21 protein-coding genes and 1 tRNA gene are annotated in these 22510 nt (G+C 61.4%); 6 read left to right on the forward strand and 16 right to left on the reverse strand.

The annotated features are described in order from the left end of the window. Positions 1-320 precede the first annotated feature (320 nt). Positions 321-716 carry a cytochrome c gene (locus AAIL67_RS08790; protein ID WP_343483797.1) on the reverse strand — a complete coding sequence of 132 codons (396 nt, stop codon included), beginning with the start codon at positions 714-716 and terminating at the stop codon, positions 321-323. 33 nt (positions 717-749) lie between these two features. Here AAIL67_RS08790 and AAIL67_RS08795 point away from each other — a divergent pair, with 33 nt between their 5' ends. Further along, positions 750-1442: an integrase core domain-containing protein gene (locus AAIL67_RS08795; protein ID WP_343483798.1), complete on the forward strand. Its 693-nt coding sequence runs from the start codon at positions 750-752 to the stop codon at positions 1440-1442. A gap of 106 nt (positions 1443-1548) precedes the next feature. Here AAIL67_RS08795 and AAIL67_RS08800 read toward each other — a convergent pair whose 3' ends face one another. Beyond that, complete coding sequence (locus AAIL67_RS08800) at positions 1549-3015, reverse strand: HAMP domain-containing sensor histidine kinase (protein WP_343483799.1); 1467 nt, start codon at positions 3013-3015, stop codon at positions 1549-1551. Next, the gene (locus AAIL67_RS08805) at positions 3012-3728 is read right to left on the reverse strand and encodes a response regulator transcription factor (RefSeq protein ID WP_003067613.1); all 717 of its coding nucleotides are present in this window, start codon (positions 3726-3728) and stop codon (positions 3012-3014) included. The genes AAIL67_RS08800 and AAIL67_RS08805 overlap by 4 nt, the downstream gene beginning before the upstream one ends. A gap of 164 nt (positions 3729-3892) precedes the next feature. Between AAIL67_RS08805 and msrB the strand changes: the two genes are divergently transcribed. Genes msrB through msrA form a run of 3 tightly spaced genes read left to right on the forward strand, consistent with a single transcriptional unit; the run spans position 3893 to position 6975 of the window. Then, on the forward strand, positions 3893-4384 hold the full coding sequence (gene msrB / locus AAIL67_RS08810; RefSeq protein ID WP_003067612.1) for a peptide-methionine (R)-S-oxide reductase MsrB: 492 nt from the start codon (positions 3893-3895) through the stop codon (positions 4382-4384). A gap of 13 nt (positions 4385-4397) precedes the next feature. Then, on the forward strand, positions 4398-6230 hold the full coding sequence (locus AAIL67_RS08815; RefSeq protein ID WP_343483800.1) for a cytochrome c biogenesis protein DipZ: 1833 nt from the start codon (positions 4398-4400) through the stop codon (positions 6228-6230). A 4-nt stretch (positions 6231-6234) separates the two neighbouring features. Next, positions 6235-6975 (forward strand): peptide-methionine (S)-S-oxide reductase MsrA, encoded by a 741-nt coding sequence (msrA, locus tag AAIL67_RS08820; RefSeq protein WP_343483801.1) that lies wholly within the window; start codon positions 6235-6237, stop codon positions 6973-6975. A gap of 670 nt (positions 6976-7645) precedes the next feature. Here msrA and AAIL67_RS08825 read toward each other — a convergent pair. The 10 genes from AAIL67_RS08825 to uvrB form a co-directional block, all read right to left on the reverse strand. Next, a tRNA-Val gene (locus tag AAIL67_RS08825) sits at positions 7646-7720 on the reverse strand. Between the two features lie 16 nt (positions 7721-7736). Next, a complete protein-coding gene (gene dnaQ, locus AAIL67_RS08830) occupies positions 7737-8468 on the reverse strand; it encodes a DNA polymerase III subunit epsilon (protein ID WP_003067586.1) in 732 nt (243 codons plus the stop codon). A 173-nt stretch (positions 8469-8641) separates the two neighbouring features. After that, a complete protein-coding gene (fdx, locus tag AAIL67_RS08835; RefSeq protein ID WP_003054218.1) occupies positions 8642-8980 on the reverse strand; it encodes an ISC system 2Fe-2S type ferredoxin in 339 nt (112 codons plus the stop codon). 15 nt (positions 8981-8995) lie between these two features. Next, positions 8996-10855, reverse strand: a complete 1860-nt coding sequence (gene hscA / locus AAIL67_RS08840) for a Fe-S protein assembly chaperone HscA (protein ID WP_034406145.1) — start codon at positions 10853-10855, stop codon at positions 8996-8998. A gap of 94 nt (positions 10856-10949) precedes the next feature. Continuing rightward, entirely contained in the window at positions 10950-11468 is a 519-nt protein-coding gene (gene hscB, locus AAIL67_RS08845; RefSeq protein WP_003067580.1) for a Fe-S protein assembly co-chaperone HscB, read from the reverse strand. Positions 11469-11616: 148 nt separating this feature from the next. Then, a complete protein-coding gene (iscA, locus tag AAIL67_RS08850; RefSeq protein WP_003054214.1) occupies positions 11617-11940 on the reverse strand; it encodes an iron-sulfur cluster assembly protein IscA in 324 nt (107 codons plus the stop codon). 4 nt (positions 11941-11944) lie between these two features. Beyond that, positions 11945-12340, reverse strand: coding sequence for a Fe-S cluster assembly scaffold IscU (iscU, locus tag AAIL67_RS08855; RefSeq protein WP_003054213.1), 396 nt, complete (start codon positions 12338-12340; stop codon positions 11945-11947). Positions 12341-12374: 34 nt separating this feature from the next. Beyond that, the gene (locus tag AAIL67_RS08860) at positions 12375-13595 is read right to left on the reverse strand and encodes an IscS subfamily cysteine desulfurase (RefSeq protein WP_039048945.1); all 1221 of its coding nucleotides are present in this window, start codon (positions 13593-13595) and stop codon (positions 12375-12377) included. A gap of 173 nt (positions 13596-13768) precedes the next feature. After that, positions 13769-14305, reverse strand: coding sequence for a Fe-S cluster assembly transcriptional regulator IscR (gene iscR / locus AAIL67_RS08865; RefSeq protein WP_003054211.1), 537 nt, complete (start codon positions 14303-14305; stop codon positions 13769-13771). Between the two features lie 228 nt (positions 14306-14533). Then, a complete protein-coding gene (uvrB, locus tag AAIL67_RS08870; RefSeq protein WP_012838731.1) occupies positions 14534-16600 on the reverse strand; it encodes an excinuclease ABC subunit UvrB in 2067 nt (688 codons plus the stop codon). Positions 16601-16775: 175 nt separating this feature from the next. On the opposite strand from uvrB, the gene AAIL67_RS08875 reads away from it, so the two are divergent. Then, entirely contained in the window at positions 16776-17972 is a 1197-nt protein-coding gene (locus AAIL67_RS08875) for an amino acid aminotransferase (protein ID WP_343483802.1), read from the forward strand. A 190-nt stretch (positions 17973-18162) separates the two neighbouring features. Here the strand turns inward: AAIL67_RS08875 and ygiD are convergent, their stop codons facing one another. Continuing rightward, the gene (gene ygiD, locus AAIL67_RS08880; protein WP_343483938.1) at positions 18163-19089 is read right to left on the reverse strand and encodes a 4,5-DOPA dioxygenase extradiol; all 927 of its coding nucleotides are present in this window, start codon (positions 19087-19089) and stop codon (positions 18163-18165) included. 274 nt (positions 19090-19363) lie between these two features. Here ygiD and AAIL67_RS08885 point away from each other — a divergent pair, with 274 nt between their 5' ends. Continuing rightward, a complete protein-coding gene (locus AAIL67_RS08885) occupies positions 19364-20254 on the forward strand; it encodes a CaiB/BaiF CoA-transferase family protein (RefSeq protein ID WP_343483803.1) in 891 nt (296 codons plus the stop codon). Positions 20255-20290: 36 nt separating this feature from the next. On the opposite strand, the gene AAIL67_RS08890 is transcribed toward AAIL67_RS08885, so the two are convergent. Continuing rightward, on the reverse strand, positions 20291-21313 hold the full coding sequence (locus AAIL67_RS08890) for an aldo/keto reductase (protein ID WP_343483804.1): 1023 nt from the start codon (positions 21311-21313) through the stop codon (positions 20291-20293). Between the two features lie 240 nt (positions 21314-21553). Next, positions 21554-22510 carry a 3-hydroxyacyl-CoA dehydrogenase gene (locus AAIL67_RS08895; protein ID WP_343483805.1) on the reverse strand — a complete coding sequence of 319 codons (957 nt, stop codon included), beginning with the start codon at positions 22508-22510 and terminating at the stop codon, positions 21554-21556.

Below are 22510 nucleotides of genomic sequence, written 5' to 3' on the forward strand. Positions count from 1 at the left end.
AACACTGTATTTACAGAATTTGAAGCAACATTTTCTGCACTGCAACATGCACACTTGAGTCCATGGAAGCACGTTTACCGACGCAGCAAAACCATTCAACATACCGCGCCGTTTACCGTCAGCATCCGGTTGGTTGATCCGCAATACGCATATGCAACAGGCCGCATCACTTAAGCACAGTGGTGCGGCCTGTTGATATTTGGACTGCTCAATCGCCCCGGCAAACGACAGCGGCATGAAAAAACCCGGCCGGATTTCCATCGGGCCGGGTTTCGGGAGCCGGCCCGGCGCACAAGGCACCTGGCGGACGCTCATGCTGTCTACAGGGCTCGCTGCGGAGCAGCATCGGCTTGTACATGCTTGCGCACCTTGCTGACCAGGCTTTCGCTCACATCCGAAGCCTGGTTGCCCCAGCCCGTGCGCAGGAAGGTGGCCAGTGCGGCCGCCTCACCGTCGGTAAGGCGGTCGGCATAGTCCTGCATCACCAGATGCATGGCACGGCGCTCAGTAGCGGGCGATGAAGCGCCCTTGAGAATCACCGATACCAGCGGGCTGGCATCCTTGCCCAGCACCATGGCATTGCCTTGCAGCTCGGGGAAGATCTCGGGAGCGCCCTTGCCACTGACAAAGTGACAGGCGGCGCAATTGTCGAGATACAGGCGAGCACCCAAAGGCATGTCGGGAGACGCGGATTTCAGCAGCTTGGCCGTGGCCAAGTGCGTGCGCGCACCTCGGTGCTCGATGAGCCCATGGGTCTTCGGGACAGAGCAAGCCAGCATCTTTCTCAAGAGCAAGAACATCTGGCAATTGCATTACGCAAGCAAGGGCATCTGTCGCTGGACGATCTCATAGGGCAGCTCCTGGAGACGGCACCCAAGCTCAGCCGCAGCGCCTTGCATCAATGCCTGCAGCGTCACGGAATCAGTCGACAGCCAGCAATGCAGGTGCCGCGAAGGCGCGGAAAGTTTGAAGAAACGACGCAGGGCTTCGTGTACATCGACAGCGCCGAAATGAAAATCTCCAGCGGCAGACAGCACATGTTTGTTGCAATAGACCGCGTCACAAAGTTTACGCATGTTGCGTTCTTTGACAGGGCCACGAAAGCCAACGCAGCGCAGTTCCTTCGGCAGGTGCTTGTGGCCTTCCCGTACCGCATACATACCGTTCTGACGGACAACGGCATGGCCTCCACAGGGCAAGAACGCTTCAGAGGTGGCGTCACCGACACATGCATCGGTCACATCTTTGAACGCATCTGCAAGTTCAATGGAATCGAGAAACGACATACCAAGCCGTACCACCCTTGGACTAACGGCATGGTCGAGCGCATGAACCGGACCATCAAGGAATCCACGATCAAGGCGTACGAGTACGAGGGCCTGGAGCAGCTACGGGAGCATGTCCAGGCATTGTTCAAAGCTACAACTTCGGCAAGCACTTGAAAGCGCTCAGGTGGAAGACATCATTCCGTGCGATGTGCGAGGCGTGGGAAAAAGATCCAAGTCGCTTTAGACTTCATCCGCACCATCTCACTGTGGGACTGAACATCTAAGCGGGAGCCCGTGGCAATGAAAACCGGAACGTGGTGCCCTGTCCGCCACTCTCGACAAGATGAATGGAGACTCCATGCAGCTCCAGCATCTGATGCACGATTCTCAGGCCCAGGCCACCGTCACGGCGGGCACCACCTACGGTAAATGGACGCCTGAACAAGCCTTCGCGCAACTCTGGCGGGATGCCCGGGCCGGAGTCGCTGATCGTCACCTCCAGCTCTTGGCCCACTGCTCTTATGGCGATCCTGATCGCCCCGCCTTCGGGGGCATAGCGCAAGGCGTTATCCAGCAGATTGCTCAGGACGCGCTCTATCATTCCCAGATCCGCACGAACTGCCGGAAGTTGAGGAGCAAGGTCCGCCTGCAGGGCAATATGACGCGACTCTGCCGCAAGCTCGAACTTCTGAAAAACGTCCTGCACCAGATCAACCAGAGAGAATGATTCGAGCTCCGGTTGCACAAAGCCGTATTCCAGTCTGGCCAGCTCGAACAGGCTTTGGGACAGGGCCCCTACTCTGCGACTCTGGTCCAGCGCAATGCCAAGGTAGCGCCTGCGCTCTGCAGGCTCCAGGCTTGCATCCTTCAGAAGCAAGGTCTCCAGATACCCATGCAAGGATGACAGCGGTGTGCGCAGATCGTGGGAAATATTCGCGATCAACTCCCTGCGCTCCTGATCCTGCCGCGTGAGTGCTTCCCATTGCTCGCTGATGCGCAGCACCATCTGCCGATAGGCAGCGTCCAGCACTGCAATCTCGTCACGGCTGTGATTGGCCACATCCGGGGAGCGTTCCGGCATCTCGGGGGGAGCGCCATGCATGTCAAACTGCCGAACCGACTCGGTCAGACGCCGCAAGGGACGCGTGATCAAGGTGAAGGCGACAAGGCCCGCAGCGAGACAGAGCAGCCCGACCATGCCAATCGACAGCAGTGCCGTCTTCAACACTGCATCTGCCGAGCCTCTGGCAGCAAGAAGATCATGGGCCTCGCCAAGCAACACCACATAGATGAAGCCGACTTGCCGCCCGCTCACGCTCAAAGGGGCCGCACTGAAGACCTTGCGGCCATCGCGGCTGCGCGGATCATCGCCCAGAATCGGCAGCATCTGTCCATCGATGAATCGATGCACCGGCTCAAGATCGACCCGGTCGCGACGCAAACGCCCCTCGGGTGCCGCGTGGCCGGCGATGCGGCCGTCGGGCTCCAGCAGATAGACCTCCACACTCGGGTTCACCATCATCAGCTGGTTGAAAAGATTTCGCACCGCGTTAGGCATCAAGCCATTCGCATCGGTCAGCTGGGCATCGCGGGCAATACTCTCGGCGACATCGCGCGACAAGGCCTGCACCACTTCCAGCTCATGCATGCGGTTGGAGCGAAGCTGCAGCCAGGCCGAGGTACCGCTGCAGACCAGTAGCAACACGGCAAACACGATCGCCAGCCGCTGGGTCAGAGTCAGGTTCATTCGCTCTCTCCAGTTTCAGCGAACTTGTAGCCGCGCCCCCAAACCGTGAGGATCCGCGTCGGCTGTGCTGGATTGAGCTCCACCTTGGCGCGAAGCCGGTTGATATGGGTGTTGACGGTGTGCTCGTAGCCCTCGTGCTGATAGCCCCAGACCGCATTGAGCAGGTCCATGCGCGAGAACACCTTGCCCGACTGGCGGGCAAAGAAATACAGAAGATCGAACTCGCGCGGCGTGAGATCGAGACGACGCCCGCTCAGACTGGCCTCCCGCGCCACCGGGTCCATGACCAGCCCATTGACCGACAGGCTGCCGGATTCCAGGCGCGCACTCTGAGCCAGAGCATCGACCCGGCGCAGCAGAGCCTTCACCCGTGCCACGAGTTCCAGAACGGAAAACGGCTTGGCCAGATAGTCGTCCGCGCCGATCTCCAGCCCCAGAATGCGATGCACCTCACTGGAGCGGGCACTGATGATGATGATCGGCGTGTAGCGGGTCATGGCACGCGCACGCCTGCATATCTCCAAGCCATCCACGCCAGGCAACATCAGATCCAGCACCAGCGCATCCCAGCCACCGCGCTCCAGATGCGCGAGGCCGTCGTCGCCGCGGGCGCAATGCACGACCTCCAGCCCCTCGTCCCGAAGGTGGAGCGAAAGCAGATCGGCGATGTGGGCATCGTCCTCGACCAGCAGAATGCGACGGACGTTAGTCATGGGTAATCAGGTCTCCGGGAGGGACGGTCGATGCAGAACCGCGTACTTTCATATTGTGCTCAAACTGCTCGCGGGGAGTTATCACGTTTTTTTTAACTTTGCGTGAGGACTTCGGGATCGCCACTCCATAAGCTCAATGTCATCGAACCCAGAAAGCCGATGCCATGACCACCCGACGCCATATGCTGCTGGGCGCAGCAGCCTCCGCTGCAGCGCTTGCCACCGGAATCTTCCAGCGCCACGCGACTGCAGCGACAGAGACCTTCGAAGTCAGCTATACCGACGCCCAGTGGCGTGCACGGCTCAGCCCTCAGCAATATGCGGTGCTGCGCCAGGAGGCGACGGAGCCGCCCGGCAGCAGCCCGCTCAACAAGGAGCATCGTCCTGGAACATTTTCCTGCGCAGGCTGTTCCTTGCCCTTGTTTGCCTCCTCCACCAAGTTCGACAGCGGCACCGGCTGGCCCAGCTTCTGGAAGCCGCTGGACAACGCCGTCGCCACCCGCAAGGACCGAAGCTACGGCATGGTGCGTGTCGAAGCGCACTGCCGGCGCTGTGGCGGCCATCTCGGCCATGTCTTCGAAGACGGGCCGCCTCCCACAGGTCTGCGCTATTGCATGAACGGCCTGGCCTTGGCTTTCACGCCCAGGCCGGCCTGAGGAGAAACAGGCCATGCTGCTGATCGTCCTTGCCTATCTGGGTGGTGTGCTGACCATCGTCAGTCCCTGCATCCTGCCCGTGCTGCCTTTTGTGTTCTCTCGCGCGAACCAGCCCTTTGTGCGCAACGGCCTGCCATTGCTGGCAGGCATGGCATTGACCTTTGCGATCGTTGCCTCTCTCGCCGCCGTCGGCGGCGGCTGGGTGGTGGCTGCCAATCAGTATGGCCGCTGGCTGGCACTGGCTCTGGTGGCCGTTTTCGGGCTGACACTGCTGCTACCGCATCTGTCGGAGAGGCTGACCCGCCCATTGGTGACTGCCGGATCGCGCCTGTCCGAGTCGGTGCAGCAAGACGGTACACCGAAGATGGCTTCCTCGGTGTTGCTGGGAATCGCAACAGGGCTGCTATGGGCTCCATGTGCCGGGCCCATCCTGGGACTGATATTGACCGGTGCAGCCCTGCAGGGCGCCAACACCACCTCGACCCTGCTACTTCTGGCCTATGCCGCCGGGGCTGCGACTTCCATGGCTGCGGCTTTGCTGCTCGGCGGACGGGTATTTGCCGCGCTCAAGCGTTCGCTGGGTGCCGGTGAATGGGTACGTCGCGGCCTCGGTGCAGCCATGCTCGCGGGCGTGGCCGCCATCGCCCTGGGGATCGATACCGGCGTACTGGCTCGACTGTCAACGGCATCCACCGGCGGCCTGGAGCAGAAACTGGTCGAGCGCCTGAACCAGCCTCATGGAGAAGACCCCACGACCATGCGCGGCAATCCGGGCACGATGATGCGGGGAGCATCCCAGGCACCCGCTGAGGGAGCCGCCATGATGTCTGCAGGAGCCGCAATGCGCATGAGCGGACCATCGAATAAAGCCCCTGCACTGCCCGATGAAGGCATCGCACCATCGCTGGGCGGGGCAACCCAATGGCTCAACTCCAGGCCTCTGAGCGGGCAAGACCTGCGTGGCAAGGTGGTGCTGGTGGATTTCTGGACCTACTCCTGCATCAACTGCCTGCGCACCCTTCCCTATGTGAAGGCATGGGCAGAAAAATACCGTGATCAAGGCCTGATCGTGGTCGGTGTGCACGCCCCCGAGTTTGCTTTTGAGCGCGACATAGGCAACGTGAGCAAGGCCATGAAAGACCTGGGCATCAACTATCCGGTGGCCGTTGACAACCAGTATGCAATCTGGCGCGCATTCAAGAACCAGTATTGGCCTGCTCACTACTTCATCGATGCCACGGGACGCATCCGCCACCATCACTTTGGCGAAGGCGGCTACGCCGAGTCGGAGCGAGTGATACAACAGCTTCTCCAAGAGGCGGGCAGCTCCCAGTCAACCATGGGCCTGACGGAGGTAGATGCCGGGGGCGTTCAACTGGCCGCCAACATGGATGAGGTCGCGTCCCCCGAAACCTATCTGGGTTATGAGCGTGCCGAGAACTTTCTCTCCACGCCCAAAGCCGTTCCCGACAGGACGGCAACGTATCGAGAACCGGAACGGCCCAGGCTGAACACCTGGGGCCTTGCCGGGCAATGGATGGTTGGACCCGAAAGCGCCTTGCTGACCGGTCCATCAGGCAGCATCGTCTACCGGTTCAAGGCGCGGGACCTGCACCTGGTGCTGAGCCCCGGCCCTGACGGAAAGCCCGTGCGCTTCAAGGTCCGCATTGACGGCAAACCACCCGGCACCGCCCACGGCGTGGACGTGGCCGCCGATGGCAGCGGCACTGTCACCGGCCAGCGGCTTTACCAGCTGGTGCGCCAATCCGGAGTCGTTACCGAGCACACCTTCAGCATCGAGTTCCTGGACAGCGGCGTTTCCGCCTATGCCTTCACTTTTGGATAGCCATATGAACACACGCATCATCTCAGGGCCCGCCTTGAATCGGCGCGGCCTGCTCCAGACACTGGCCGGCAGCATCGTTTTGCTGGGCGGCGAACTGCTCTGGCAACCAATGGCCTTCTCGGCCGAAGAAGCGGTTCGCCTTCCTGCCCCTGTCCTGGACCTCCCGGCCACCGGACCCTCCCCGCAGCGTGCAATCTTTGCCGGCGGCTGCTTCTGGGGAGTACAAGGCGTATTCCAGCACGTCAAGGGCGTGCAACGCGCGGTCTCCGGTTATAGCGGAGGTGCTGCATCCACCGCCTCCTACGAGCTGGTCAGCCGCGGCAACACCGGCCATGCAGAATCGGTCGAGATCACCTTCGATCCGACCCAGGTGAGCTATGGAAAGCTGCTGCAGATATTTTTCTCTGTCGTCCACGATCCCACCCAGCTCAACCGACAGGGTCCGGACACAGGAACTCAGTATCGCTCGGCAATCTTCACGACCAGCCCGGCCCAGCTCAAGACAGCGCAGGCTTACGTCGCGCAGCTCGATGCAGCGCGCCTGTATCCCAAACCCATAGTCACCCGCCTCGAGGACAAGGCCAGCTTCTATCCGGCCGAGCTCTACCACCAGGACTTCTTGACCGAAAACCCGCGCCACCCCTATATCGTCTTCAACGATATTCCCAAGGTGAACAGCCTCAAGCGCCTCTTTCCCGACAGCTACCGCAGCGAACCGGTTCTGGTAAAGAAAACGCGCCCATAGCGACTCCATCTCAGCGATGCTGCGGCAGAGCAGCAATTGTCGGCGCAGCTGATGGCCTGCTGCACGCCCTGACGATCCTGTTGCATCACGGAAGCCCTATGAGTACCATCCTGCCCATCGGCTTCGGTCATGTCCGGCACCACCGCCAGCAGCCTGTGCAGCATGTCTTCGCTCCCCACTCTGCCTCCTCATGCAGCCGCCGCTCAGCCAGCGCACGCAGCAGGACGAGGTACTCAGGCACAGCCAGCGCGGCTGGATCAGCGTCCACGATTGCCACCACGACAAGGTCGTGGGTCAATGCGCTGGCCTGGCTCGAACAACTTCCGCACGGCGAAACCTTCCGCGCGTACTGGACTACCCTCGAACAAGCTTGCCAGCTCAACCTGAGCAACAAGCCCCCAAGTGCTCACGCAAGACCGCGCGGTCATCCAAGAATCATCAGGGCTGAGCCCGCTGCGCGCCTCAGGCCAGGAATTTGGCTCAGCCCTGGCCAGGCAGATTGCAGCATATGCCTCGCCCCTTCGCCTGCCTGACACAGGCCTTCCTCCGACCGGAAGGGCTGCTGCCACGCCGTCCACTTCAAGCTGTAAAGCCTGCGCCAACGGGAGGTACGCAGTACGCACGCAAACAAAAAACCTCTTAGATCAATGACCTAAGAGGTTTTCGTATTTGGTGGGTGATACATGGATCGAACATGTGACCCCTGCCGTGTGAAGGCAGTGCTCTACCGCTGAGCTAATCACCCGATAGGCGTGATTATATCAAGGATTAGCGCTCACATTTTCAAAGTTGCGCCAGGCAGTCTTGCCACCACTGGATTTATCCATCTGCTTGAGCACATCGTCGTGGGATTGCTGCTCCTGCTCATTGGCGCGCAGCACTGGCAACTTGAAGCTGCTCAGGTCCACCGAGGGAACGACAATCGCTCCAGCCGCCGGAGCATCTGCCGGCTCCTCGGTCATGAGCAAGGCATCTTGCCCGCGCGTGAGATTGATGTAGACATCCGCCAGCAGCTCCGCATCCAGCAAAGCACCGTGCAGCGTGCGATTGGAATTGTCGACACCCAGGCGATCGCAGAGCGAGTCCAGCGAGTTGCGCTTGCCCGGGTACATCTCCTTGGCCATGACCAGGGTGTCGAGGACTCCGCCCACGCACTGCTTGAGCGGCGGGCGCTTGGCCAGTTTGAGCTCGTTGTTCAGAAAGCCCAGGTCGAACGGCGCATTGTGGATGATGAGCTCTGCCCCCTGCAGATACTCCCAGATCTCGTCGATCTTTTCCTCAAAGCGCGGCTTGTCCTTGAGGAACTCCGTGGTGATGCCGTGCACGCGCAAGGCATCTGGATGGCTGTCCCGACCCGCATTGAAGTACAGATGCAGATTGTTGCCGGTGAGCTTGCGATTGACCAGCTCCACGCAGCCCAGCTCGATCAGACGATCGCCATCGATGGCCGACAGGCCGGTCGTTTCCGTATCCAGAACAATTTGGCGCGACATTCAATTTCTCCCAATTACCTGCGGCGCTCACATCGCCCAACAATTTCTAAAACAAGCGCGCACCAAAGCCAGGACACCGAGGAAGCGCCGCCGCGCACCGAGGGTGTCGTCCCCCTCCCCTAGCGCGAAGCGCGTAGAGAGAGGGGGAAGGCGCAAAGCGCCTCAGGGGGTGCTTAATGATTCTCTTTGGCGTGATTGATGGAGTACTTGGGGATCTCCACCGTCACATTCTCGCGCGCCAGAATCGCCTGGCAGGACAGGCGCGACTGAGGCTGCAGACCCCAGGCCTTGTCGAGCAGGTCTTCTTCCTCTTCCTCCGCCTCGTTCAGGGAGTTGAAGCCTTCCTTGACGATGACATGGCAGGTCGTGCAGGCGCAGCTCATATCACAGGCATGCTCGATATTGATGCCGTTGTCCAGCATGGCTTCACAGATCGAAGTGCCGACGGGTGCTTCGATCTCTGTCCCGTTGGGGCAGTACTCGGCGTGAGGAAGAATTTTGATGATGGGCATTGTTCTGTTTATGAATTAAATGGTGTTGACACTCTTGCCAGCCAGCGCCTGCTGGATGCTGCGATTCATGCGTTCGGCCGCAAACGACTCGGTTCCCTTGGCCAGGGCCTGTGTTGCGCCCTCCACGACGGCCGGATCATCGCTGGCGACGGCCGCGCGTAGCGCTGTCATCAGGCCGTCGATGCTGTCGCGCTGCTCGGCGCTGAGCACATCCCCATCCACGTCCAGCGCACTCTGCGTGGCCAGCAGCATGCGATCAGCATCCACGCGGGCCTCGACCAGGGCGCGGGCTTTCATGTCTTCCTGGGCCGTGGCAAAACCGTCCTGCAGCATCTGGGCGATCTGGTCGTCGGAAATGCCGTAGGAAGGCTTGACATTGATATGTGCTTCGACGCCGCTGGTCTGCTCCTTGGCGCTGACGGACAGCAGGCCGTCGGCATCGACCGTGAAGGTCACGCGGATGCGCGCCGCGCCGGCAGCCATGGGCGGAATGCCGCGCAACTCGAAACGCGCCAGGCTGCGGCAGTCCGCCACCAGATCGCGCTCGCCTTGCACCACGTGAATGGCCAGAGCGGTCTGACCATCCTTGTAGGTCGTGAAGTCCTGTGCGCGGGCCGTGGGGATGGTCTCGTTGCGCGTGATGATGCGCTCGGACAGGCCGCCCATGGTTTCCACACCCAGCGACAGCGGAATCACGTCCAGCAGCAGCAGGTCGCCGGCGGTATTGTTGCCGGCCAGCTGATTGGCCTGAATGGCAGCGCCCAAGGCCACCACTTCGTCAGGGTTGAGATTGGTCAGCGGCTCGCTGCCGAAGAAGTCGGCCACGGCCTGGCGAATCTGGGGCATGCGGGTGGAGCCGCCGACCATGACCACGCCCTGCACCTCATCGCGGCCCAGGTCTGCATCCTTGAGCGCGCGGCGCACAGCAGCAAGGCTCTTGCTGGTTAAGTGAGCAGTCAGCGCAATGAATTCCTCACGCTTGACATCAAAAGACACTGAACCCGAGGAAATATCAGCGGTAAACGCTACAACTTCTGATTCAGTCAGGGCCTGCTTGCAATGGCGCGCGGCAATACGCCAGGCGGTCTTGTCTGCTGCCGACTCCAGCTGCGTGCCGGTCTTTTCCGCCACCCAGGCCGCCAGCGCGTCATCGTAGTCGTCGCCGCCCAATGCCGAGTCACCACCTGTGGCGATCACTTCGAACACACCCTGTGCAAGACGCAGCACCGAGATATCGAAGGTGCCGCCACCCAGATCGTAGACGGCGTAGACGCCCTCTGCCGCGTTGTCCAGGCCGTAGGCAATGGCTGCTGCCGTGGGTTCGTTGATCAGGCGCAGCAAGTTGATGCCTGCCAGCTTGGCTGCATCCTTGGTGGCCTGGCGCTGAGCATCGTCAAAATACGCAGGCACGGTGATGACTGCACCATAGAGATCGTCGTCGAACGTGTCTTCGGCACGGAAGCGCAAGGTCGCCAGAATTTCGGCACTGATTTCCACGGCCGTCTTGGCGCCGTCCACGGTTTCGACGGAGATGACGCTGCTGTCATCGGTCTTGAAGCGATAAGGCAGCTTCTCGGGCGATTCGATATCGGCCAGGCTTCGCCCCATGAAGCGCTTGGCCGAGCTGATAGTGTTGGCAGCATCCTGCGCCTGCGCGGCCTTGGCATCAAAACCGATCTGTCGGCGGCCCATTTCCATGTAACGCACCACCGATGGCAGCAGCACACGCCCCTGATCGTCGGGCAGGCACTCGGCCACGCCGTTGCGCACTGCAGCGACCAGAGAATGCGTGGTGCCCAGGTCGATACCTACAGCAATGCGTCGCTGGTGGGGATCGGGGGATTGGCCGGGCTCGGAAATCTGCAAAAGCGCCATGAAATTCTTCTTTTGAAACATCAGAGGCCAGCGTGGCTGGCCCGCTCAAGGTGGATACGCTGCGTGCCTAGGGCACAGCGCGTTGCTCTGGCTCTTATTGTCCCAGTTGATCGCGACGGCGATCCACATCTTGCGCAAATCGCGCAACAAACATGAGGGCTCTCACCTGCTGCACGGCAGCGGCGGCATCGCCAGCCTCGTCCAGCAGACGACCGCATTCGCCAAGCATCTGCTTTTTGGCAGCGAGCATCTCGCCCTCCAGAGCATCCAGCTCCTGCTCGCTGGCAGCGTCTTCCAGCGCTTCGCGCCACTCCATCTGCTGCATCAGAAATGCCGCAGGCATGGCCGTGTTGTCTTCGGCCCGCACTGGTGCTCCCGCCAGCTCGCACAGATAGGCCGCGCGCTTGAGCGGATCCTTGAGGCGCTGATAGGCCTCGTTGATGCGCACCGACCATTGCATGGCCACGCGCTGCGCCGCTGCGCCCTGGGCGGCAAAGCGGTCGGGATGTGCTTCACGCTGCAGCTCTTTCCAGCGTGCGTCGATCTGGCTGCGCTCCTGCGCAAACTTGCGCGGCAGGCCAAACAATTCAAAGTCGTCAGATTGCAGATTCATGGCATTAAAAAACCGCCTGCAGCAGCGCTGAGGCGGTTCCGTTCTTACGCTTGGGCGCTACACACGCCAGGGACACCGAGCAAGAGCCGCCTCGCAGCGAAGGTGTCCTCCCCTTGGGGGGGAAGGCGCGAAGCGACTCAGGGGGAAATCAAATCCTGAAGCTCTCACCACAACCGCAGCGATCACGCTCGTTGGGGTTGTGGAACTTGAAGCCTTCGTTCAGGCCTTCGCGCACGAAATCCAGTTCCGTGCCGTCGATATAGGCCAGGCTCTTGGGGTCGATCAGCACCTTGATGCCGTGGTCTTCAAACACCACGTCATCGGGCTGAACCTCGTCCACATACTCCAGCTTGTAGGCCAAGCCGGAACAGCCCGTGGTCTTCACGCCGAGGCGCACGCCAATCCCCTTGCCGCGACGCGAAAGGTAGCGGTTCACATGACGGGCAGCCGCCTCGGTCATTGAGATGGCCATGGCCTTAGGCTTCCGTCGCCGTGCGCTTTGCGCGGTAGTCGTTCACAGCAGCCTTGATGGCGTCTTCAGCCAGGATGGAGCAATGAACCTTGACCGGTGGCAGCGCCAGTTCTTCGGCGATCTGGCTGTTCTTCAGGGCGGCAGCCTCATCCAGCGTCTTGCCCTTGACCCATTCGGTCACCAGCGAAGACGAGGCGATGGCAGAGCCGCAGCCATAGGTCTTGAAGCGTGCATCTTCGATCACGCCAGTGGCGGGATTGACCTTGATCTGCAGCTTCATCACGTCGCCGCAAGCGGGCGCACCCACCATACCCGTGCCCACGGAGTCATCGCTCTTGTCGAACGAGCCCACGTTGCGGGGGTTTTCATAGTGGTCAACAACTTTTTCGGAGTAAGCCATGGTGTCTACCTCTTGAACTCTTTGTAATCTATGCTTAGTGTGCAGCCCATTGAATAGTGCTGAGGTCGATGCCGTCTTTGTACATCTCCCACAGAGGGCTCAGCTCGCGCAGCTTCAGCACGTTTTCGCGGATCGACTTGATCGCGTAGTCAATTTCCTCTTCCGTCGTGAAGCGACCAAAGGTCATGCGCAAGGAGCTGTGTGCCAGCTCATCGCTGCGACCCAGGGCACGCAGCACATAGCTGGGCTCCAGGCTGGCGGATGTGCAGGCGGAACCCGAGGACACGGCCAGACCCTTGATGCCCATGATCAGCGACTCGCCTTCGACGAAGTTGAAGCTCATGTTCAGGTAATGGGGAACACCGTTGTCCATATCGCCGTTCACGAACACCTGCTCCAGATCCTTCAGACCATCGAGCAGACGCTGGCGCAGTGCACGTGCGTGCTCCATATCCTTGGCCATCTCTTCCTTGGCGATGCGGAAGGCTTCGCCCATGCCCACGATCTGGTGGGTTGCCAGCGTGCCGGAACGCATGCCGCGTTCATGACCGCCGCCGTGCATCTGAGCTTCCAGGCGCACGCGCGGCTTGCGGCGCACGTACAGCGCACCGATGCCCTTGGGGCCGTAGGTCTTGTGCGAAGCCAGGCTCATCAGGTCAATGGGCATGGTCTGCATGTTCAGATCCATCTTGCCCGAAGCCTGAGCGGCGTCGACGTGGAAGATGATGCCCTTCTCACGGCACAGGGCGCCAATGGTGTTCAGATCCTGAACCACACCGATCTCGTTGTTCACGGCCATCACGCTGGCGAGGATGGTGTCGGGACGGATCGCGGCCTTGAACACCTCAATGTCCAGCAGACCGTTTTCCTGCACGTCCAGATAGCTGACTTCAAAGCCCTGGCGCTCCAGTTCACGCATGGTGTCCAGCACGGCCTTGTGCTCGGTCTTCACGGTGATCAGGTGCTTGCCCTTGCCCTGGTAGAAATGCGCTGCACCCTTGATGGCCAGGTTGTCGGACTCGGTCGCGCCGCTGGTCCAGACGATTTCACGCGGGTCGGCGCCAATCAGATCGGCGACCTGCTTGCGGGCCTTCTCGACGGCTTCTTCGGCTTCCCAGCCCCAGGCATGGCTGCGCGATGCGGCATTGCCAAAATGTTCACGCAGCCAGGGAATCATGGCGTCCGCCACGCGGGGGTCCACCGGAGTGGTTGCACCGTAGTCGAGATAAATGGGAAAGTGCGGGGTCATGTCCATGACTGGCTCGTCTTGTTTTTGGCTGACAAATCGTGAGGAATCGATGCACCTTGTGGTGCCATCAGGGCGAAGAAACATGCCGCACAGCCATGCATGTATCCAGGCCCTGACTATCGGAGTCGGGCTTCATGCCGATCTGGTTGCCGCCCGAGCACTGCTCAAGCGGCCCCGGATCAGGATTTCGCGAAGGCGTTACCCAGGGCGAACACCGAGTTCGGTGCATTCACACGGATGGGCTTGACCACGGGTGCTGTGGAGATGGCGCGGCGCACCACGGGCTTGTCCTCGATCTGGATGCCCTTGGCCAGTTGCTCGTCCACCAGCTTTTGCAGAGTGACGGAGTCCAGGAATTCCACCATGCGCTGATTCAGTGCAGCCCACAGCTCATGGGTCATGCAGCGGCCGGCTTCGCCCAGACAGTTTTCCTTGCCACCGCACTGGGTCGCATCAATAGGTTCATCCACCGAGACGATGATGTCAGCCACGGTGATGTCCGTTGCCTTACGGGCCAGCGTGTAGCCGCCACCGGGGCCACGGGTGGATTCCACCAGTTCGTGGCGACGCAGCTTGCCAAACAACTGTTCCAGATAGGACAGCGAAATCTGCTGACGCTGGCTGATGGCAGCCAGGGTCACAGGGCCATTGTTCTGGCGCAGTGCCAGGTCGATCATCGCGGTGACCGCAAAGCGGCCTTTGGTCGTAAGACGCATACGAGCTCCTTCAGTCAGGATTGTTCGTTACAGAAACGCACGCCCGGTCACAGTACCTAGACGAGCACAGTCTCCGCCCTTACTCCGTCCTGTGATTAGGTTCAGAGCCCTTCTGTGAGGGAAGTTTGTTGTTGAGTGTTTGAGGCGAGTATATCACATTCCCCATCAATTTTGTCGGGTAACAGCGTGCACTCACGTAATAACCCCGAGATTTGCGAAGAAATATTCCTACGGTGCCGCCCCGAACAATTGCTGCTTGAGAAGCGAAAGCTGGTCTCGCACACGCGCTGCCTGCTCGAATTCCAGGTTCCTGGCGTGCTCCAGCATTTGCTTCTCCAGACGCTTGATCTCCTTGGCGATGTCTTTCTCCGACATATCCTCGACACGTGCCTGTTGTAGAGCCTGCTCCTGCAGACGCTCGGCCTCTTTGCCGCTTTTTTCGCTGTAGACGCCATCAATCAGGTCTTTCACCCTCTTGACAATCTGTTTTGGCACGATTCCGTTGGCTTCATTGAAAGCCATCTGTTTTTCGCGGCGTCTTTCGGTTTCGCCGATGGCTTTCTTCATGGACTCCGTGATGCGGTCCGCGTACAGAATCGCCTTGCCGTTGACGTTGCGCGCCGCACGACCGATGGTCTGGATCAGGCTGCGTTCGGCACGCAGAAAACCTTCCTTGTCGGCATCCAGAATCGCCACCAGCGAGACCTCGGGAATATCCAGGCCTTCGCGCAGCAGGTTGATGCCGACCAGCACGTCGAAGGCTCCCAGACGCAGGTCGCGGATGATTTCCACGCGCTCCACCGTATCCACGTCGGAGTGCAGATAGCGCACCTTCACGCCGTTGTCGGTCAGGTATTCGGTCAGCTGCTCGGCCATGCGCTTGGTCAGCGTGGTGATGAGCACGCGCTCCTCCAGCTCCACGCGCTGGCGGATCTCCTGCAGCACGTCATCCACCTGATGGATGGCCGGCCGCACTTCGATTTCGGGATCGACCAGGCCCGTGGGGCGCACCACCTGCTCCACCACCTGCCCGGCATGAGTCTTTTCATATTCGGCGGGCGTGGCCGAGACAAACACCACCTGGCGCATGCGCTGCTCGAACTCCTCGAACTTGAGCGGCCGGTTGTCCAGCGCCGACGGCAGGCGGAAGCCATATTCCACCAGCGTGGTCTTGCGCGCCCGGTCGCCGTTGTACATGGCGTTGAGCTGGCCGATCATCTGATGGCTCTCGTCAAGGAACATAATGGCGTCGCGCGGCAGATAGTCGGTCAGCGTGCTGGGCGGATCGCCGGGCTTGGAGGCCGAGAGATGGCGCGTGTAGTTCTCGATGCCCTTGCAGTGCCCCACTTCGCTGAGCATTTCCAGATCGAAGCGCGTGCGCTGCTCCAGGCGCTGCGCCTCCACCAGCTTGCCCATGCCCACAAGCTGCTTGAGGCGCTCGGCCAGCTCTTCCTTGATGGTCTCCACGGCCGCCAGCACCTTGTCGCGCGGCGTCACATAGTGGCTGCTGGGATAGATGGTGAAGCGGGGAATGTTCTGGCGCACCCGGCCCGTGAGCGGATCGAACAGCTGCAGGCTCTCGACCTCGTCGTCGAACAGCTCGATGCGCACGGCCAGCTCAGAATGCTCGGCCGGGAACACATCGATGGTGTCGCCGCGCACGCGGAAGGTGCCGCGCGAGAAATCCTGGTCGTTGCGCTGGTACTGCATGCGGATCAGCTGCGCGATCGCGTCGCGCTGGTTGAGCGTGTCGCCCGCGCGCAGCGTCATGATCATGCGGTGGTAGCTCTCGGGCTCGCCGATGCCGTAGATGGCCGAGACCGTGGCCACGATCACCACATCGCGCCGCTCCATGATGCTCTTGGTGCAGGACAGGCGCATCTGCTCGATGTGCTCGTTGATGGCGCTGTCCTTTTCGATGAACAGGTCGCGCTGGGGCACATAGGCTTCGGGCTGGTAGTAGTCGTAGTAGCTGACGAAGTACTCGACCGCGTTTTTCGGGAAAAACTCCCTGAACTCCGAGTACAGCTGTGCCGCCAGCGTCTTGTTGGGCGCAAACACGATGGCGGGCTTGCCCAGACGCGCGATCACGTTGGCCATGGTGAAGGTCTTGCCCGAACCGGTCACGCCCAGCAGCGTCTGGAAAGACTCGCCGTCATTGACGCCTTCGACCAGTTTTTCGATGGCCGCAGGCTGATCGCCCGCCGGAGGATAGGGCTGGAACAGCTCGAACGGCGAGTCCGGGTATTGCACGAAACGGCCTTGCGGCTCGGCATTCATATTTTGTTCTTGCATGATCTCATGTCCATGACGCATAGGGTAAGCGCGGAGTAGAATGGCAGCCCAACCCTCAAGCCTAACCTAGGCTGATGCGTTTTTTCGAGCACCGGGCAATGCCCTGCCCGTCTAACGCGCTCGGAGCAGTAGCTGGGGGTGACCTGACTTATTTCCATCCCTCAAGGATTTTTTCATGTCTCTGTTTACCGCCGTCGAAATGGCCCCCCGCGACCCCATCCTGGGTCTGAACGAGCAATTCAACGCTGACTCCAACCCCAACAAAGTGAACCTGGGCGTGGGCGTGTACTTCGACGACAACGGCAAGCTGCCCCTGCTGGAGTGCGTGCAGGCCGCCGAGAAGGCCATGATGGAAAAGCCTACCGCGCGCGGCTATCTGCCCATCGACGGTATTGCCGCCTATGACAACGGCGTCAAGGCCCTGGTGTTCGGTGCCGAGTCCGACGTGGTCAAGTCCGGCCGCGTTGCCACCGTGCAAGCCATCGGCGGCACCGGCGGCCTGAAGATCGGCGCCGACTTCCTCAAGAAGCTCAACCCCAACGCCAAGGTCCTGATCTCCAACCCCAGCTGGGAAAACCACAAGGCCATCTTCACCAACGCTGGTTTTGAAGTCGGCACCTACGCTTACTACGATGCAGCGACCCGCTCCATCGACTTCGCCGGCATGCTGGCCGACCTGAACGCTGCCGCTGCCGGCACCGTGGTCGTGCTGCACGCCTGCTGCCACAACCCCACCGGCTACGACATCACCGCCGCTCAGTGGGATGAAGTGATCGCCGTCGTCAAGGCCAAGGGCCTGGTCGCCTTCCTGGACATGGCCTACCAGGGCTTTGGCCACGGCATCGCCGAAGACGGCGCCGTGATCGGCAAGTTCGTGGCTGCCGGCCTGAACATCTTTGTCTCGACTTCCTTCTCCAAGAGCTTCAGCCTGTACGGCGAGCGCGTGGGCGCCCTGTCCGTGGTGGCCTCCGACAAGGAAGAAGCCGCTCGCGTGCTGTCGCAGCTGAAGATCGTCATCCGCACCAACTACTCCAACCCTCCCACACATGGCGGCGCCGTCGTGGCAGCCGTGCTGAACAACCCCGAGCTGCACGCTCTGTGGGAAAAGGAGCTGGGCGAGATGCGCGTGCGCATCAAGGCCATGCGCCAGAAGCTGGTCGACGGCCTGAAGGCTGCCGGCGTGACCCAGGACATGTCCTTCATCACCACCCAGATCGGCATGTTCTCGTACTCCGGCCTGCCCAAGGACCAGATGGTGCGCCTGCGCTCCGAGTTCGGCGTGTACGGCACCGACACCGGCCGCATGTGCGTGGCTGCGCTGAACAGCAAGAACATCGACTATGTCTGCAAGGCCATCGCCGCCGTGATCTAAGCTCACGATTCAGGGCCTGGTCCCTGAAAACCAAAGAGCAACGGACTTTTAATCCGTTGCTCTTTTTTTATGGCTGCTTCAGTGCCCACCTATTAGTTGATAGCTGCCAGCGCTCTTCTCATATTGTTTTCAGGAAGGAAATCATCTGAAAACCTTGTAAACCAAGCGCAGCAAGCTAGCAAAATCTTGATCAGGCGTTCAATCCCCAGATGGCCGAGCGCATGGACAGTGCCGCATACTGGTAGGCCGTGTTGAACACGCGCGGCGCTTCGCCCTCCTGCACGGCCCCTGCCGCATACAGCAGAGGCAGATAGTGGTCGTGCGTGGGATGGGCCAGGCGGGCCTGTGGCCCCCAGTCCAGAAAGGTGCTCAGATCCGCCAGATTGCCGCTGTCCAGCCGCTGCTGCACTTCGGTGTCGAACTGGATCGTCCAGTCATAGGCCTGGTTGTCGCTGGCACCGCGCTGCATGGCGCGCAGGTTGTGCACGATATTGCCGCTGCCCACGATGAGCACGCCGCGGTCGCGCAGCGCGCGCAGCTGGCGGCCCATCTCGAAATGCTTTTCGGGCGCCAGTCCATAGGGCATGCTCAGCTGCATGACGGGAATGCTGGCCTCGGGAAACATGGGCAGCAACACCGACCAGGTGCCATGGTCAAAACCCCATTTCTGGTCCAGCAGCAAGGCCGATCCGTCCAGCGGCGAATGCAGCTCGGCCGCCAGCTGTCTGGCCACCTCGGGCGCGCCGGGCGCCGGATATTGCTGGTCGAACAGCTCTTGCGGAAAGCCGCCAAAGTCATGAATCGTGCGCGGCTGGGCCATGCCGGTCAGCGCCCAGTCGGACTCGGTCAGCCAGTGAGCCGAAACGCAGAGAATCAGCTGCGGCTCAATGCCTTTGGCCGTCAGCTCCTGGCCCAGCGCCTTCCAGCTCTGGCGCCAGTGCGTGTCCTCGATCACATTCATGGGACTGCCGTGGCCGAGAAACATCACCGGCATGCGCGGCGAAGGCTTGAGCTGCTGCAACAGCTGCTCGGGCAACAGGGAAGAAGAAGTGGAGTTCATGGAAAAAGCCTTCCAGCCCCCGCCGGCGGCCAGCATGGAGGCTGCGCCCAGGGACAAAAGCGTACGTCTACGCATCTCGGTCAATCGAACACGCCCCTAGGGGCGTTTTTTACAGATAGGACAAGCTTGCCACATCGCAGCAGCGCCCGAAAGCATCGCCACCGCAACAGACTGTCCTGAAAGTGCCAGTGCCGGGGCCAGGCTTGCACTACAACAGCAGTTGCACAAGCACGACTTACGCAAATCAGACTCAAGCAAGGGCTTCGCCTCAAGGAAACCATCCTGATGCCACCCTGGCTTGCACAAGTCCAGACAAGGAAGACTCCCACTCATGCCAAGCACCGCCATTCAACCCCTGCAAGGAATTCGCATACTCAGCCTGGCTCTGAACCTGCCCGGCCCCGCCGCACTGTGGCGCTGCGCCGGCATGGGAGCCGATTGCCGCAAGCTAGAGCCTCTGGCACCCGGCGCAGGCCGCAGCGCCGACCCCATGGGCCTCTACTGCCCAGATGCCTACGCGCAGATGCATGACAAAGTGCAAACCCTGCAGGCCGATCTCAAGACCGCCGCAGGCCAGGCCAGCCTGCATGAGCAACTGGCGCAAACCGATGTGCTGCTGACCTCGTTTCGTCCCTCGGCACTGAGCAAGCTGGGCCTGGGCTGGGAAACCCTGCAGCAGCGCTACCCCCGACTGTCGCTGGTGCGCGTGGTCGGCAGCGCGGGCAAGCTGGCCGATGTCCCCGGCCATGACCTCACCTATCAGGCCGAAGCGGGCCTCGTGCACAGCACCGCCCTGCCCCCCAGCCTGTTTGCCGATATGGCGGGGGCGCTGATGGCCAGCGAAGCCGTGCTCCAGGCCGTGCTCGTCAGCAGCCGCAGCGGGCGCGGCATAGTGCGCGAGGTCGGCCTGGCCCAGGCGGCGCAGTGGCTGGCCCTGCCCTGGCACTGGGGCCTGACCCAGCCCGCAGGCGATGTCGGCGGCGCCCATGCGGGCTACCGCATCTATCCCTGTGCCGACGGCATCGTGGCCGTGGCCGCGCTGGAGCCCCACTTTGCACAGCGCCTGTGCGAAGCGGCGGACCTGCTGTTCAGCCACCCAACCGATATGCGTAAGCCAGAGATCCATCAGGGCGTGGCCCGGTTTCTGGCCGCACGCAGCTGCGCTGAGCTGATGCAGCTGGCCCAGGACAGGGACATTCCACTGCACGCCCTGCCCGCCTAAGCGGTCAGAGCCTGCCAGCGCAATCTGCAGCCAGCCTCAGGTGGGCCGCTTTTCAAACGCGTATTTCTCGGTATCGACCTCGCCCTGGCCTTGCAGCGCATAGCGGTCGCCGGCAATGGCTTCGGGCTTGAAGATGTCATCGAGCTCAGCCAGCAGCTCGGCGTCGAGATGGACGCGGCCACCGCGAATGTCTTCGTGCAGATGCTCCACGCTGGTGGTGCCGGGCAAGGCGATCACATGCTCGCCCTGGTGCAGCACCCAGGCGATGGCCAATTCGGCCAGCGTGCAGCCGGCCTTGTCCGCCACGGCCTGCATGGGCGCCAGCAGGCGCAGGTTCTGCGCATAGGCCTCGCCGGCAAAGCGCGGCATGGTGGCGCGGATATCGCCCTTGACCAGGTTGTCCACCTGCTGCAGCTTGCCGCTGAAAAAGGCGCGGCCCATGGGACTGAAAGCCACATAGGCAATGCCCAGCTCCTTGCAGGCGGCGAGCGTGCCCAGCTCCGCATTGCGCGACCACAGCGAATATTCGCTTTGCAGCGCGGCAATCGGGTGCTCCTTGTGCGCGCGGCGCAGCGCATCGGCCCCCACTTCCGACAGGCCCAGAGCGCGAACCTTGCCCTCTTCCTTCAGGCGCGCCATCTCGCCCACCGACTCCTCGATGGGCACGTTCCTGTCCCAGCGATGCAGATAGTAGAGATCGATCACATCGGTGCCCAGGCGCTTGAGACTGTCTTCGCAGTTCTGGCGCAGGGTTTTGGGGCGACCGTCGATGACGCGGCGCATCACGCCGTCTTCGCCGCGCACGCCGGCCATGCCGCATTTGCTGGCCAGGGTGATGTGGTTGCGATGAGGCTTGAGCACGGGGCCGATCAGCGATTCGCTGGCGCCAAAACCATAGAGCGCGGCAGTGTCGAACAGCGTAACGCCCGCGTCCAGTGCCGCATGCAGCACGGCGTGCGATTGCTCGGCAGAGACGGGGTTGCCGTAGGCATGGCAGAAGTTCATGCAGCCCAGCGCGACATTGGCGACGCTGAATGGGCCGACTTTGCGGTTTTCCATTAACTTTCCTTATGCATCCAAAGGCCTTCAACCGAACCAAGCGCGATCGCAGGCCGCTATACAAGCTGGAGCAATATTATTCCAGCAGCAGCCTTCCGGTTCGTGTATGGCCGATGCCAAGCCCAAATAATGTCCGCATCAAAATCTGTGCTCGTCAGGCTCCTGCCCGGCACTGCCTCACTGCAGCACCAGGCACAGGCGCAGAGGCGGGGCCGCATGCGCCACCTGTGCACCAAGGGCTCAGACTTTTGAGATACAGCGATCGACAATGGCGGACAGCTGCGACAGCGCTGGCACATCCAGAAACCCCGCCGCCGCATAGGCCGGATTCGGGTAGTCGTAATAGCCCTTGCCCGCCAGCATGCCGGTGCGCCCCTTGTCCATCAACTGGGTCTTGACGTATTCGGCATTGGCCAGTTGCTGCGCATCGCCCTGCAGCCGGCCCCAGTAGGAGGACACGTCGTAGCAAGTCTTCATGCCCACAATGTCCATCATGCCGAACGGCCCCATGCGGGCACCGCGGTTGGCAATCAGGAAAGTGCGGTCCACGTCCTCGGGCGTGGCGATGCCCTGGGTCACCAGCGTCTGGGCCGCCTTGAGCAGTGCGGGGAACCAGGTGTTGATGACATAGCCGTTGTGCTCCACGGCGATGGGAATCGGCACCATGCCGGTCTCGATGCCGAAGCGGGTGACGGTCTCCAGCGTGGCCCGGGCCGTCGCCGCGTGCGGCATGATTTCCACGACATTGGCCGACCAGATGTAGTTGGCGTAGTGCAGCGCACAGAATTTCTCGGGCCGGCCCGTGGCCGCCGCGAAATCGCTGGGCAAAAAGGTGGACGAGTTGGTGGCGACCACGGTGTGGGCCTGAAGCAGCGGCGCCATAAGCTGGTAGACGCTGGTCTTGACATCCGGGATCTCCGGCACGGCCTCGATGACCAGATCGGCCTTGGCCACGGCCCGTCCCATGTCCGTGGTAAAGCTCAGGCGCTGGCGCGTGGCTTCGATGTCGGCATCGCTCGCACCGAGTTCCGTCAGATAGATGGCTGCGTACTGCGCCTGTGCGGCGCGGCAGCGCTCCAGCGCATCTTCCGAGATGTCGTAGACGGCAACGGTTTTGCCCTTGAACGCACTGTGCCAGGCGATCTGACCGCCCAGCACACCCGAACCGAGGACGGTGAGGTGATTCACATGGGTCAT

The sequence above is a fragment of the Comamonas sp. A7-5 genome, from assembly GCF_039581385.1.
GTDB classification, from domain to species: Bacteria; Pseudomonadota; Gammaproteobacteria; order Burkholderiales; family Burkholderiaceae_C; genus Comamonas; species Comamonas thiooxydans.